This is a genomic window from Streptosporangium sp. NPDC002524 (genome assembly GCF_040295985.1).
Classification (GTDB): Bacteria; Actinomycetota; Actinomycetes; order Streptosporangiales; family Streptosporangiaceae; genus Streptosporangium.
Genome location: NZ_JBEOWK010000040.1, coordinates 31,292 through 44,760, shown reverse-complemented (window position 1 = coordinate 44,760; position 13,469 = coordinate 31,292). Strand labels below are relative to the sequence as shown.

12 protein-coding genes and 1 tRNA gene are annotated in these 13,469 nt (G+C 70.6%); 7 read left to right on the top strand and 6 right to left on the bottom strand.

Annotated features, from left to right (window positions below):
- Window positions 1-401 precede the first annotated feature (401 nt).
- From ABT053_RS40270 to ABT053_RS40260, 3 genes are all read right to left on the bottom strand, one after another.
- Window positions 402-1,151, bottom strand: a complete 750-nt coding sequence (locus ABT053_RS40270; protein WP_350976786.1) for an ABC transporter ATP-binding protein — start codon at window positions 1,149-1,151, stop codon at window positions 402-404.
- 3 nt (window positions 1,152-1,154) lie between these two features.
- The gene (locus ABT053_RS40265) at window positions 1,155-1,940 is read right to left on the bottom strand and encodes an ABC transporter permease (RefSeq protein WP_350976784.1); all 786 of its coding nucleotides are present in this window, start codon (window positions 1,938-1,940) and stop codon (window positions 1,155-1,157) included.
- A gap of 87 nt (window positions 1,941-2,027) precedes the next feature.
- Entirely contained in the window at window positions 2,028-2,714 is a 687-nt protein-coding gene (locus ABT053_RS40260) for an ABC transporter permease (RefSeq protein ID WP_350976824.1), read from the bottom strand.
- Between the two features lie 549 nt (window positions 2,715-3,263).
- Here ABT053_RS40260 and ABT053_RS40255 point away from each other — a divergent pair.
- From ABT053_RS40255 to ABT053_RS40235, 5 genes are all read left to right on the top strand, one after another.
- Window positions 3,264-4,394, top strand: coding sequence for an alpha/beta hydrolase fold domain-containing protein (locus ABT053_RS40255; RefSeq protein WP_350976782.1), 1,131 nt, complete (start codon window positions 3,264-3,266; stop codon window positions 4,392-4,394).
- Between the two features lie 264 nt (window positions 4,395-4,658).
- Window positions 4,659-6,308: a serine/threonine-protein kinase gene (locus ABT053_RS40250; RefSeq protein WP_350976822.1), complete on the top strand. Its 1,650-nt coding sequence runs from the start codon at window positions 4,659-4,661 to the stop codon at window positions 6,306-6,308.
- A gap of 84 nt (window positions 6,309-6,392) precedes the next feature.
- Window positions 6,393-7,208 carry an ABC transporter ATP-binding protein gene (locus ABT053_RS40245; protein ID WP_350976779.1) on the top strand — a complete coding sequence of 272 codons (816 nt, stop codon included), beginning with the start codon at window positions 6,393-6,395 and terminating at the stop codon, window positions 7,206-7,208.
- A gap of 147 nt (window positions 7,209-7,355) precedes the next feature.
- Window positions 7,356-8,090, top strand: coding sequence for a DUF7873 family protein (locus ABT053_RS40240; RefSeq protein ID WP_350976776.1), 735 nt, complete (start codon window positions 7,356-7,358; stop codon window positions 8,088-8,090).
- 123 nt (window positions 8,091-8,213) lie between these two features.
- Window positions 8,214-8,347, top strand: a tRNA-OTHER gene (locus tag ABT053_RS40235).
- 216 nt (window positions 8,348-8,563) lie between these two features.
- On the opposite strand, the gene ABT053_RS40230 is transcribed toward ABT053_RS40235, so the two are convergent.
- Window positions 8,564-8,851 carry an HU family DNA-binding protein gene (locus ABT053_RS40230; protein WP_344750228.1) on the bottom strand — a complete coding sequence of 96 codons (288 nt, stop codon included), beginning with the start codon at window positions 8,849-8,851 and terminating at the stop codon, window positions 8,564-8,566.
- Window positions 8,852-9,387: 536 nt separating this feature from the next.
- Window positions 9,388-9,561 carry a hypothetical protein gene (locus tag ABT053_RS40225; RefSeq protein WP_350976774.1) on the bottom strand — a complete coding sequence of 58 codons (174 nt, stop codon included), beginning with the start codon at window positions 9,559-9,561 and terminating at the stop codon, window positions 9,388-9,390.
- Between the two features lie 163 nt (window positions 9,562-9,724).
- On the opposite strand from ABT053_RS40225, the gene mihF reads away from it, so the two are divergent.
- Window positions 9,725-10,033 (top strand): integration host factor, actinobacterial type, encoded by a 309-nt coding sequence (mihF, locus tag ABT053_RS40220; RefSeq protein WP_344750230.1) that lies wholly within the window; start codon window positions 9,725-9,727, stop codon window positions 10,031-10,033.
- 249 nt (window positions 10,034-10,282) lie between these two features.
- Here the strand turns inward: mihF and aceA are convergent, their stop codons facing one another.
- The gene (gene aceA, locus ABT053_RS40215; protein ID WP_350976771.1) at window positions 10,283-11,575 is read right to left on the bottom strand and encodes an isocitrate lyase; all 1,293 of its coding nucleotides are present in this window, start codon (window positions 11,573-11,575) and stop codon (window positions 10,283-10,285) included.
- A gap of 394 nt (window positions 11,576-11,969) precedes the next feature.
- Between aceA and ABT053_RS40210 the strand changes: the two genes are divergently transcribed.
- Window positions 11,970-13,439, top strand: a complete 1,470-nt coding sequence (locus ABT053_RS40210) for a helix-turn-helix domain-containing protein (RefSeq protein ID WP_502991967.1) — start codon at window positions 11,970-11,972, stop codon at window positions 13,437-13,439.
- The last annotated feature ends 30 nt before the right edge of the window (window positions 13,440-13,469 follow it).

Sequence of the window (13,469 nt, the reverse complement as noted above, 5' to 3'; positions counted from 1 at the left end):
ACGCTCCAGGGACTTGACGAACGCCCTGGTGGGAGCCTCTTTATAAGGTTTCTTTCCGATCGTTTCCCGCCCCGGATCGATGATCCTCGAATCTCGTCCGGCCGCGTTTTACCTTTGTCCTTCCGACGGCATTATCGGCCGGGCGCGGGGGATTCCAGAGGTAAAGTGCGGCGGGGAACGGTTACCGGAAACCGGTTTTTCGTATGGAGAATGCCCGGGGGGTCAAGAGGGTTCCAAACACGAGTGAAGGACGCACCCGCGCCCACGGGGGTGCGGGAATGTGATTAGGATCACACTTGCCTCGCCGGAGAATCTTGGGGGGCGTCTTGACCTCCCGCTTACGGATGGCGTACGAGACCGGGACCCCCGCTCGGCCACGGGGTCCGGGTGGGGTCCGGTGGTCAGCCGGAGTAGAGGCGGGCGACCACCTCCTCGATGGAGTCGCCCTCGGGGGCGGTGGCGCGCAGGTCGTCGAGGGTCCCGTCGAAGGCGAGGCTGCCGTGGTCGATCAGCATCACGCGGCGGCAGAGCTTCTCGATGTCTCCCATGTCGTGGGTGGTGAGCAGCACGGTGGTGCCCCGGTCGGCGTTGAGGCGTCGCAGGAAGTCGCGCATGGCGGCCTTGCTGACCACGTCCAGGCCGATCGTGGGCTCGTCGAGCACCAGCACGGTGGGGTCGTGCAGGAGCGCGGCGGTGATGTCGCCGCGCATGCGCTGGCCGAGGCTGAGCTGGCGGACCGGGGTGGTCATGAAGGCGGCGAGGTCGAGGAGCTCGGTCAGCTCGGCCAGCCGCCGCCGGAAGTCCGTTTGATCTACTTTGTACAGGTGTCGGATCAGCTCGAAACTGTCCCGTAGCGGCAGATCCCACCACAGGGTCGTCCGCTGGCCGAACACCACCCCGATCCGGCGCGCCAGCGCCGTGCGGCGGCGGGCCGGGTCGAGCCCGGCCACCCGGACGCTGCCCGAGGTCGGCGCCAGGATGCCGGTGAGCATCTTGATCGTGGTGGACTTGCCCGCGCCGTTGGGGCCGAGGTAGCCGACGAACTCCCCGGCCTCCACGGTGAACGACAGATCCCGTACGGCGTGCACGGTCTTCCTGGTCCTGCGGCGGCCCACGGTGAACGAGCGGCCGACCCGGTCGAGTTCGATCATGTGTCAACTTCCCGTCGAGCGGTAGCGGCGGATGCCCGCCCGCCAGGCGAGGGCGGCGACGGCGGCCAGGAGGACGGCCGCCAGGGGCGAGGCGAAGCGGAGCCAGTACGGCAGGCCGAGGGGATCGTCGCGGTCGAGCACGAACAGCGCGGGCTGCCAGTTCACGAACGCCAGCGGCACGATGAAGGTGACGCCCTTGACGAGCTCGGAGCCGTAGACGCTCAGGGGGTACTGGGTGAGGGTGCCGCCTCCGTAGGTGAAGGCGTTGGCCACCTCGGGGGCGTCGGTCAGCAGGAACTGCACGGCCCCGCCGAGGGCGAAGACCGAGGTGAAGATGACGAGCCCGCACGCGACCATCAGCGGGATCATCCAGGCTCTTCCCCAGCTCAGGCCGAGCTGGGGAACGGCGACGCCGAGCACGACGGCCGCCTGGGCGAGCCTGCCGAAGCGGTGCACCCCGAAGCGGTCGACGGCCATCTGCGTGAACGCGCTCACCGGTCGGATCAGCATGGTGTCGAAGCCGCCGCTCCTGATGTGCTGGCTGAGGCGGTCGACGTTGCCGAAGAGCATGTCGGCGAGCGCGAAGGACAGGCCGGCGGTGCCGTACAGGAACATCACCTCGGCGAGGTCGAATCCGCCCAGCGAGCCGGTGTGCTCGAAGATCACCCAGATCGCGGCCACGTCCAGCCCGTTGATGACGAACGAGCCGACCGCCATCATGATCAACGATTTCGGGTACTGCGCCGAGGCCCTCAGCCAGGTCCAGGCCAGCAGGAGGTACGTCCTCACCGTCCGCCCCCTCCGCCCGGCTTCCCGTCCGTCTCCCGTACGGCGGGCCCGTCTTCCCCGCGGTCCCGGGCGTTCCTCTCGTCGTGGTCATCCACCCTGGATCACGACCTTCCTGCGGGCCGCGTTCGTGGCCAGGGCTCCGAGGGCCAGCAGGACCACCGCCCACGCGGCCTGGAACGCCAGGGCCCCCAGGGCGTCGCGCTTGCCGAGGTAGAGGTCGGCGGGGACCTGGACCATGGCCGACCAGGGGAGCGCCTGCGCCAGGGTGCCGAGCCAGCCGGGGAAGAGGTTGAGGGGCAGGACCATGCCGCTGAAGAAGAAGGTCATCACCAGCGACATCGTCTGCACGCCCCGGTCGTCGACGACCCAGCAGGCGGACAGCGCGACCAGGTAGCGGAGGGCGAAGCTGACGATCACCGCGAGGATGAGGCCGGCCGTGAAGGACAGCCAGGTCAGCGGGTCGGACGGGAAGACGAGGCCGAACAGCGCGGCGCCGACGGCCGTGGGCGGCAGGCTGCGGGCGAGGAAGAGGTACGAGGCCCGGCCGAGGTCGTCGGCGAGGTTCCACATCTGCAGGGACGCGGGACGGAGCAGGTCGAGGGCGACGTCCCCGCTGCGCACGCGCTCGGAGAGCTCCAGGCCGCCGCCGAAGACCTGCATGGGGCCGATGAAGGCCTGGCTGAGGAAGCAGAAGGTCACGGCGTCGGCGAGGTCGTACCCGGCGAGACCGGGGCGGGCCTCCCAGAGGGCGATCAGGACGTAGGCGCGGAGGATGCCGAAGACGGTGTTGGTGAACGCTCCGGCGACGGCGGCGGCACGATAGGTGGAGTGGCGGCGGAAGCCGTACCCGGCGATGCGCGCGTAGAGCAGGAAGGCTGCCTCCCGAGGGGTCCGGACAACCCTCCTATCCTCCTGGGCGCTCCGGGGCGAGGCAACGGATTTTCAGCGGCGGGCCGGGGCTTGCCGGGCGGGCCGACGCGGGCCGGGGCGAGCCGGAAAGGGCAGGGCGAGCCGGGGGAGGGGATACCTGGGCAGGCTGGAGTGGGCCAGGGAGAGCAGGGAGGCCGGGGAGGTCAAGCGAGCCGGGGGGGCAGGGTGAGCGGGCGTGGGCCGAGGGGTGTCAGGGGAGCTGCGGCATCGGCCGTCGAAACGACCGTTCGAGTGACCCGTGGTCCGGGACCTTGAAGGATCATGACGTTCGGTGTGCGGACATGTTCTCAGGGTGACGTGTACCTGCGTGATATGTAGTTGTAATCTCCCTGATATGTTCAATCGCCGATAGAAGCCCATTCTGGGGGGAATGTCCTTTTGTGGAGGTCCCCCATGCGCGACGAGATCAATATGGATGTCAGTCCGGCCTACCCCTTCAGCTGGCAGGCCGCGACCCTCAACGCGATCATGCGCGGCACCTTCAAGCCCATCTCCGACCTCCTGCTGAGAAACGACGTCGGCTTCGCCGCGGCCTCCCGCATCGTCGCGCTCGCGGGCAGGGTGCCGTTCCGCCTGCCCGTCCACGTACGCGTGACCCCCGACGAGACGGGGGCGTGCCCGGGGGAGTGGGTACGCGCGGGGGAGGAGCTCGACGAGGGCAAGGTCCTGCTCTACTTCCACGGCGGAGGCTACTTCGCCTGCTCCCCGGCGACCCACCGGCCCATCACCTGGCGCCTGTCGGCCGCGACCCGGCGCCCGGTGCTCGCGGTCGACTACCGTCAGGGCCCCGTCCACCGTCCGGCCGAGGCCCTGGAGGACGCCCTCGCCGCCTACCGATGTCTCCTGGAGCACGGGTACGCCCCCGCCGACATCGTCTTCGGCGGGGACTCCGCCGGGGGCCACCTCACCCTGGCCGCGCTTCTGGCGCTTCGCGACCAGGACATGCCGCTGCCGGCCGCCGCCGTGTGCCTCTCCCCGTGGGCGGACCTGACCGGCGCGCCCCGCAGGGTCAACCGGCTGCTCGACCCGATGATCCCGGCCGGCCGCGTCGACTGGCTCGCCCGGCGCTGGACCGCGGGGCTCGACCCCCAGGACCCGCTGCTCTCCCCGGTCCTCGGCGACTACACCGGCCTGCCCCCGCTGATGATCGTCACCGGCTCCACCGAGGTCCTGCGTGACGAGGGCCGCCGGGTGGCCGAGCGGGCCCGTGCCGCCGGGGTGCCGGTCATGTACGAGGAGTGGCCCCGCATGCCGCACGTCTTCGCGATCCTCGCCGACGTCGTCCCCGAGGCCCGCGAGGTGTATCCGCACATCGCCCGCTTCCTCGCGGCGACCCAGGACCTGGTGTCCGGCCGCGGCGGCTCGAAGCGGAGCCGCGCCCCGTCCACCCTCGAACTGCCCGATCTTCCCGACCTTCCCGTGCCGGACCTCTCGGGCCCGGACCTTCTCCTGTCGGGCCTCGAGGACGTCGCCGCCCCGGCTCCGCGGAAGCCGTCCAGCCGCCCCGGTTCCGCCGCCGCCTGAGGCGTGTCACGGCGCACCCGCGACGTACGCCCGTGCGACGGCGCGCGTGCCCTTCCCGCTGGTCACACCGTTCCGCCCCATCCCAAGGGCATCCCGCACACCACGGATTCCTTACCCCGAGGGATCATTCGCCTTACCTCTCATATCCCTTCTGACCGGTCGGGAGCGAAGAACGCCCGAATCCCGCCACAGTGTGCTTGCCGTAGCCCGCGCACGAGAGGCTCAACGAGGATGGCACGTGGGGGAGCAGGTCCCGTGAACGGCATGCCGACCGGTGTGCGGCCGCTGACCGTCGGGGACCCGGTCATCATCGGCCGTTATCTTCTGCTCGGCCGCCTCGGGGTGGGCGGCATGGGCATCGTCTATCTGGCCGAACACCCGCAGGGCGGGGTGGTGGCGCTCAAGACGCCGCACCCGATGCATCTCAACGATGCCACGCTCCGCGCCCGTTTCGCGGAGGAAGTGCAATTCTCCCGGAGAGTGGTGCCTTTCTGCACCGCCGCGGTGATCGAGGACGGCACCGACAAGGACCGCCCCTACCTGGTGTCGGAGTACGTCCCCGGCCCCGCGCTGTCCCAGGTGGTCTCCGCGCACGGCCCCCTCACCCCCGACCTGGCGTACGGCGTCGCGCTGGGGGTGGCCGCCGCGCTGGTGGCGGTGCACGAGGCGGGGCTGGTGCACCGCGACCTCAAACCCGGCAACGTGCTGCTGTCGGACACGGGCCCCCGGGTGATCGACTTCGGCATCGCGAGGGACGTCGACGTGCTCGCCGCGCACACGCAGGCCGGGCAGGTGATGGGCAGCCCCGGCTGGGTCGCCCCCGAGCGGCTCACCGGCGGGCTCGCGCTGCCCGCCTCCGACGTGTTCGCCTGGGGCTGCCTGATCGCCTACGCGTCCGCCGGGCACCACCCCTTCGGCGCGGGGGAGGCGGACGTGCTGACCCGGCGCATCCTGGTCGAGCCGCCGAGGGTGGCCTCGGTGCCCGCGCTGCTGCGCCCGGCGGTCGAGGCGTCCCTGGCCAAGAACCCCGCCGAGCGGCCCAGGGCCGCCGACCTGCTCGGCGCGCTGCTCGCCGCGGGCGGCGTGGGCGACCCGTGGGACCTGCGCGAGGCGGTCGCCGAGGTGCTGGCGGAGATCTGGACGCCGGTGCCCTACACCCCGGGAGCCGGGAGGGTACGGCTCCCGTCCGCGGCCTCCCTGTCGTCGTCCCTGTCGTCGTCCTTGTCGTCATCGTCATCGTCATCGCCGCCGTCGCCGTCCTCGTTCCACGACGAGCCCTCGGTCCCGGTGAGGGTCTCCGGCAAGGGGGCCCGCAGGGCCGGGCCGCGCAAGGGCGCGCACCTGTCGCAGGCAGGCTTCGCGGCGCTGGCCACGGTCTCCATGGCGGCGGTCACCGTGGCCGCCGCGACCGGCGGTGGCGGCGGGTCAGACCCCGCCGGCGGTCCCGGCGCCGCCGAGCCGGTGCCGCTCGTCCTCCCCGCCGACGGCACGCCCACCGCCTCCATCTTCCGCGACGGCACCCGCCCGCCCCCCGGCAGGCAGCGGGTGCCGACGCCGACCACTCCCTCCACCGTCCAGGTCACCGCGACCAGGACCGTCTCGCTGCCCACCGCGGGCGTCGACGGGCGCGACGGCCGGGAGGATCCGCCTCCGGAGCGCCCCCGTGGGCCCCGCGGCTCGGGCGACTCGCCCGACGAGGGCGACGACCCGAGAGAGTGCGCCGACGCGACCGCCAAGGGCAAGGGCCGGGCGAGGGACTGCCCGACGGCTTCGAGCGACCCCAAGCCCTCCTTCACCCAGATCCCGCAGACCGGCGACGGGGAGAGCCCGTCCCCGACGCCCACCGCCCCGGCTCCCTCGGGGACGACCATCACCCCGCACCCCACCCCGGGCCCCTCCCTGCAAATAGGCTGAGTCATCCTTTTAGGACGATTTACAGGGAGATATCGGTTCATCGGTTAAAGTGAGCGCCGCGAATCGAGGCGGAGGGGGATACCGATGGGCGGGCCTGTGTCCGGTGCGGTGCAACTGAGCGGCGTCGGGGTCCGGGTGGTCGGCCGCACCCTGCTGGACGGCATCGGCTGGCGGGTCGGGTACGGGGAGCACTGGGTGGTGCTCGGCCCCAACGGAGCCGGGAAGACCACGCTGCTCTCGCTGGCCGCCGCCGTACGCCATCCCACCGAGGGGGCCGTCACCGTGCTCGGCCAGCGGCTGGGCCGGGTCGACCTGCGGGAGCTGCGCCGCCACATCGGCCTCGTCGCGGCGAGCCAGCGGCTCGTCGACGAGGAGCTGCTGGAGGAGGAGGGCGCCACCGCGCACACCGTCGTCCTGACCGGCCACACCGGGACCAGCGCCCCGCTCTGGGACCGCTACGGCCCCGCCGAGCACGAGCGCGCCCACCGGCTGCTGGCCGACATGGGCTGCAAGGACCTCGCGGACCGGCTCTTCCGCGTCTGCTCCCAGGGCGAGCGGGCCCGCGTCCGCGTCGCCAGGGCGCTGATGGCCGATCCGGTGATCCTGCTGCTGGACGAGCCCTTCGCCGGTCTCGACCTGCCCGCCCGGGAGGACCTGATCACCGCGGTCGAGGACCTGGCGGCGACCCGCCCGGCGCTGACCACGGTCACCGTCACCCACCACCTGGAGGAGGTCCCGGCCACCACGACCCACGCCCTGCTGATGCGCGACGCCCGCGTCCAGGTGGGCGGGCCGGTGGCGGAGATCCTGACCGCGGAGAACCTGTCGGAGTGCTTCGGGCGCCCGCTGCGCGTCGACCACCTCGACGGCCGCTGGTCCGCCCGCGCGGTACGCCGCTGAGAGTCCCGCACGGTACGCCGCTGAGAGTCCGTACGGTACGCCGCAGAGAGCCCCGGGCGGTACGCCGCTGGGAGCCCCGCCCAGAAGAGGGGTGATCTGCGGGAAAAGCGGTGTTATGCGGGTGATCTTCCCGGTACGGTGTCACGCATGGCGACCAAGTTGAACCAGATCCTCGCCGTGGAGAAGGGCGTCAAGTCCGACACCCAGCGCAAGGTGACCGACGCTTACCACACGATCCAGAAGAACGCCCTGCTGTCGGGCCTCTCGCGGACCTACCAGCCCATCGACGACGAGGGCGAGCGGCTGCCCCCGGAGTCGACCCGGGTGCAGGTGCAGGGCGAGGACCTGCTCAAGCAGGTCGGCGCCGCGCTCACCCGGCTGTTCGACGTCACCGCCACCAAGGACTGGGCCAACTGCGCCGCGCGGGCCGACGTGAAGGTCGACGGCTCCACCCTCCTGGAGGACGTGCCCGTCACCTATCTCCTGTTCCTGGAGAAGCAGCTGGTCGACCTGCACACCTTCATCGCCAAGCTGCCCGTCCTGGACGCCGCCGAGGCCTGGACGCTGGACCAGTCGACCGACTGCTGGCGGACCGAGCCGGTCAAGACGACCCGTACCAAGAAGGTGCCCCGCAACCACGTCAAGGCGGAGGCCACCGACAAGCACCCGGCCCAGGTCGAGGTCTACCACGAGGACATCGTCGTCGGCTTCTGGACCAAGGTCACCTTCTCCGGTGCCGTGCCGCAGAAGCGGGTCAACGAGCTGCTGGAGCGGGTCGGCAGGCTGCAGAACGCGGTGAAGTTCGCCCGCGAGGAGGCGAACGGCACCGAGATCACCTACCAGCGCGTCGGCGAGAAGGTGCTGGGCTACCTGCTGGGGTAAGATCACAGGACTCCCCGCCGGAGCGCGGGGATGCGCGAAAGCGCGAAAGCTGAAACTGAACCGTCAGACTGACACGCGGTCACAGTGGGGGTTCGAGACCCTCCCCCGGCACCACCTGCCGGGGTAGCCCAACCGGCAGAGGCAGCCGCTCACACTCAGACTCTCGCTCCAGATTCAGCATTCGCCGCCGGGCGCCGGATCGAGCGGATACGGGCGACGATGGTCGAGTGCGGGTTCGAATCCCGCTGGGTGCTCCACATGCGCCTATAACTTAACGGCAGAGTGCGACCTCATCATGAGTGACCCGGATCCTTAAACGTGCCGGTGCCGCGACATGGCGGCACTCCAGGCCCTCGGGGAATGGATACTTCCCCGGGGGCCGTCGCCTTTCCCGCCAGAGGCGGCGGGGGGCGTGTCCGAGGGGGCGTGCCCGAGGCGGTGGGGGGCGTGTCCGAGGCGGTGGGGAGGGGCCGTCAGTCCTTCTTGCGCTGGCGGATCAGGCCCATGAACCCCGGGCTGGGCTTGAACCTCGCGGTCCAGGTCTCCGCGATCTCCAGCGGCTCCCCGGTCTGCGGGTTGCGCCCGCTCCGCGCGGGCCTGTGCACCATCTCGAAGGACCCGAACCCGGGAATCGCCACCTTGTCCTCGGCCGCCACGGCCGTCTGGATCGTGCCCAGGATCGCGTCGAGAGCCGCGGCCGTCTGCCTCCGGGTGAGCCCGGCCTCGGCGGCGGCCTTCTCGATCAGCTCGCGCTTGTTCATGGGAACAGTTAACGCCATCACCACCCGGTGAATCGAGCCCCGTCCGGCACTCACGCCGCCCGCGCGGTGATCGGGTCCCCGTACGGCCGGGTCGTCCCGCGCCTGTCGCGCGGGGACTCTCACGGTGACCGGGTCCCCGCACGGGCCGCGGTCGTCCGGTCCGGCCTGTGCCGGGAGGACGCTCTCGCGGTGACCGGGCTCCGCACGGTTGCCGCGCGGGTGGGAGGCTTTCACGACGACCGGGTCCCGGCGTGGCCCGGATGGCCTTCGCCGGTCGCGTGGGTGCCCGCCGTTTCGAAGGGCGGGCACCCGTCCTCGTTCAGCGGTCGGGCTGGGCGGCCAGCCTTTCCGCCTCTGTGTGCAGTGCCTCGACGAGGATGAGCTCCAGAAGGAGATCTTCGTCAACGAGGCCGATCAGAACATCCATCGAGCCTCCCTGACTACTTGACGCCCCAGCGGACGCAGAAGTTGACACACGTACCGAACAAGACTCGGGCGTGATCCAACGTTGATCGTTCGTATACGCGGGGGGTCCGCTACGCCGGGACGAGCTGTGCCAGGTCGACGTGCTCCCCGACCTCACGGATGCTCATGCAGTACGCCACCAGGACCCGCCGCCCGTCGATCCGGCGGGTGACCAGCAGGCAGGGGCCGTCGTGGACCACGATCGCCTCAACCTCGATGCCCTGAGGGCTTCGCCAGATACCCATGAGCCCGAGGCTACGGAGAACGGGGTAAGGGCGGGGTAACCAAACGGGCATATCGTGATACACGGCATAGGGGCTGTGGATCTATATGTATGTCTCCTGATGATTAACCTGGCGACTTTGGGTAGCAGGACGCTGGAATTACCGTCATCAGGGAGAAAACACCATGGCTTTGCCCAAGCTCACCCCCGAACAGCGTCAGGCCGCCCTGGTCAAGGCCGCCGAGACCCGTACAGCTCGCGCCAAGCTTCTCGCCGAGGTCAAGAACGGCGCGCTCAGCCTGGAGCAACTGCTAGGCCGTGAGGACGACATCGCCAAGCGCATCAAGGTGTCGCAGGCCCTGCGAGCCCTGCCCGGAGTCGGTACCGTCAAGGCCGCGCAGCTGATGGCGCAGGCCGACGTGGACGAGGCGCGCAGGCTGGGAGGCCTCGGTACCCAGCAGCGCCGCAAGCTCATCGAGGCCGTCGGCCGCTGAGATGCCTCCCGCCGTCCACCGCCCGCGTTCCCGGGGAAGATCGCCGGGAACGCGGGCCGTGGAGAACGGGAGGGCCCGCCGTGACCGGAGCGCGGAGCGCGCGGCGCGGGCGGGCCGGGAAACGGGAAGGCCCCGCCCTGCGGACTCGGGGGGAATCCGTGCGGCGGGGCCCGTCGGCCTGGTCGTCGAGCTCGTCCGGGGAACCGTCCCATGCCCTGGAAGCCGTCCCGACGAGCCCGGTCCGGAGAGTCAGTGAGCCTCTGCGAACTGCTGCTCCTCCGTCGACCCCTTCAGGGCCGTGGTGGAGGAGTCCGGCGCGATGGCCGTGCTGACCAGGTCGAAGTATCCGGTGCCGACCTCGCGCTGGTGGCGGGTGGCGGTGTAGCCGCGCGCCTCGGAGGCGAACTCGGCCTCCTGGAGCTCGACGTAGGAGGTCATGCCGTCCTCGGCGTAGCCGCGGGCGAGGTCGAACATCGAGTGGTTCAGTGAGTGGAAGCCCGCCAGCGTGATGAACTGGAACTTGTAGCCCATGTGGCCGAGCTCGCGCTGGAACTTGGCGATGGTGGAGTCGTCCAGGTGCTTCTTCCAGTTGAACGAGGGCGAGCAGTTGTAGGACAGCATCTGGTCGGGATACTCGGCCTTGATAGCCTCGGCGAACTCGCGGGCCACGTCCAGGTCCGGGGTGGAGGTCTCCATCCAGAGCAGGTCGGAGTGGGGCGCGTAGGCCAGGCCGCGGGCGATGCAGGCGTCCACGCCGTTGCGGACCCGGTAGAAGCCCTCCGCCGTACGGTCGCCGGTGGTGAACGCCTGGTCGCGGGGGTCGACGTCGGTGGTCAGCAGGGTCGCGGCCTGAGCGTCGGTCCGCGCGATGACCAGGGTCGGCACGCCCAGCACGTCCGCCGCGAGACGGGCGGCGCTGAGGGTCTTGATGTGCTGGCCGGTGGGGACGAGCACCTTGCCGCCCAGGTGGCCGCACTTCTTCTCCGAGGCGAGCTGGTCCTCCCAGTGCACCCCGGCGGCGCCCGCGGCGATCATGCCCTTCATCAGCTCGAAGGCGTTCAGCACGCCGCCGAAGCCGGCCTCGGCGTCGGCCACGATCGGCGCCAGCCAGTGCGGCGCGTCACCGTCGCCCTCCGACCAGGTGATCTGGTCGGCGCGCAGCAGCGCGTTGTTGATGCGCCGCACGACGGCCGGGACCGAGTTGGCCGGGTAGAGGCTCTGGTCGGGGTAGGTCTGGCCGCCCAGGTTGGCGTCGGCGGCGACCTGCCAGCCGGACAGGTAGATGGCCTTGAGCCCGGCCTTGACCTGCTGCACGGCCTGGTTGCCGGTGAGCGCGCCCAGGGCGTGCACGTACTCCTCGTTGTTCAGCAGGTCCCACAGCCGCTCGGCGCCGAGCCGGGCGAGGGTGTGCTCCTCCTGGACGGAACCCCTGAGTCGAACCACGTCCTCTGCCGTGTAGGTCCGCTCGGTCCCCTTCCAGCGAGGGTCGGTCTCCCACTCGCGCCGCAGCTCGTCTGCGGCTCCCTTGAGGCGATCATTCATGGTGTCGCTCCTTTTCGTCCCCTGGGTGGCCTACTCCGAGTGTGTGCCTCGGCGAAACGGTCAAACAAGGTCGACTCGGGCGAAAGAATGGAGATTATTCTCCTGGGATCAATACTCATCGGTATTTGGAGGGGAAGAAGTTAATAGTTTTCTCTATGGACTAGACCAATTCTTGTGCCGGGATCAGGTGTCCGGATGCCGGGGGCCGGGACGCGCGCATCCGTTCCGGCGCGGAGACGATCACCGGCGGGCGGGCGCGCCGACCGCGCCGCCGGACCGGGGCCCGCCTCGCGCCGGGCGCGCCGGGCGTCCGGGCGCGTCCTGTGGGGCGACATCCGCCCGACGACCCGGCGGGAGATGAAATTTCCTCGGAAATTTCGTTTAGCATCGGGTCATGGCATCTTTGGTGGGTGAAGAACCGCTTTCCTTGACGCAGGAGCTCGATCTCATCGCGTTCGGCCAGCGGCTGAGACACCTGCGCAAGCAGCGCGGCCTCACCCTCTCCGACCTGGGCGAACGCGTGAGCCGCGCGCCCAGCCAGCTCTCCCTGCTGGAGAACGGCAAGCGCGAGCCGAAGCTGTCGCTGCTGAAGTCGCTCGCCGCCGCGCTCAACGTGCCGATCGAGGAGCTGCTGCGCAGGCAGGCCCCCAACCGCCGGGCCCAGCTGGAGATGGCCCTGGAGGAGGCGCAGCGCGACCCGCTGTACGCCGGGCTCGGCCTGGCCAGGCTGAAACTCTCCGCGCGCGTCCCCAACGACGTGCTCGAACACATCCTCGGCCTCTACGGCGAGCTGCGGTCACGCCAGGCCAGGGGGACCGCCACCCCCGAGGAGGCCCGCGCCGCCAACGCCGAGCTCCGCCGCAAGCAGCGCGAGCAGGGCAACTACTTCGCGGAGATCGAGCAGGCCGCCGCCGAGGCGCTCGCCGCGGTCGGCTACCGCTCGGGCGCGCTGTCGCAGAGCACGGTCCAGGCGCTCGTCAACCACTTCGGCTACACCGTCCAGACGGTCCAGGACCTGCCGCGCACCGTCCGCTCCATCTCCGACCTGCGCAACCGGCGCATCTACGTCAAGCACGAGCAAGTCGGCATGCACACCCCGCGCACGATCCTGCTGCAGACCCTCGGCCACCTCTCCCTCGGCCACCACCGGCCCCGCGACTTCGCCGACTTCCTGCGCCAGCGGACCGAGGCCAACTACTTCGCCGCCGCCGTCCTGGTGCCCGAGGCCGCCGCCGTGCCGTACCTGCGGGAGGCGAAGAAGGACCGCGCGCTGAGCGTGGAGGACCTGCGCGACGTGTTCGCCGTCTCCTACGAGATGGCCGCGCACCGCTTCACCAACCTGGCCACCAATTTCCTGGACCTGGTCTGCCACTTCGTCCGCAACAACGCCGACGGGATCATCTACAAGGCGTACGAGAACGACGGCATCGTCTTCCCCGCCGACGAGCAGGGCGCGATCGAGGGCCAGCGCATGTGCCTGCAGTGGTCGGGGCGCCAGGTCTTCCTGTCACCCGACCGCTTCTCCGTCCACTACCAGTACTCCGACTCGCCCACCGGCACCTACTTCTGCCTCGCCCACGTCGACATCTCGCGCGAGCGCGACTTCGCCATCACCCTGGGCGTCCCGTACCGCGAGTCGCGCTGGTTCCGCGGCCGGGAGGTCACCACCCGCACCAAGTCCGGCTGCCCCACCGGCGACTGCTGCCGCCGCCCGCCCGCAGAGCTGACCCAGCGCTGGGAGGGGTACGCCTGGCCCTCGGCCCGCGGCAACTCCCACATCCTGGCCGCGCTGCCGCCCGGGTCCTTCCCCGGGGTGGACGAGGCCGACGTCTACACCTTCCTGGAGCGCCACGCCGCGGGCTGAACGCGCGGGGCCCGGAGCACGCCGCGGGGC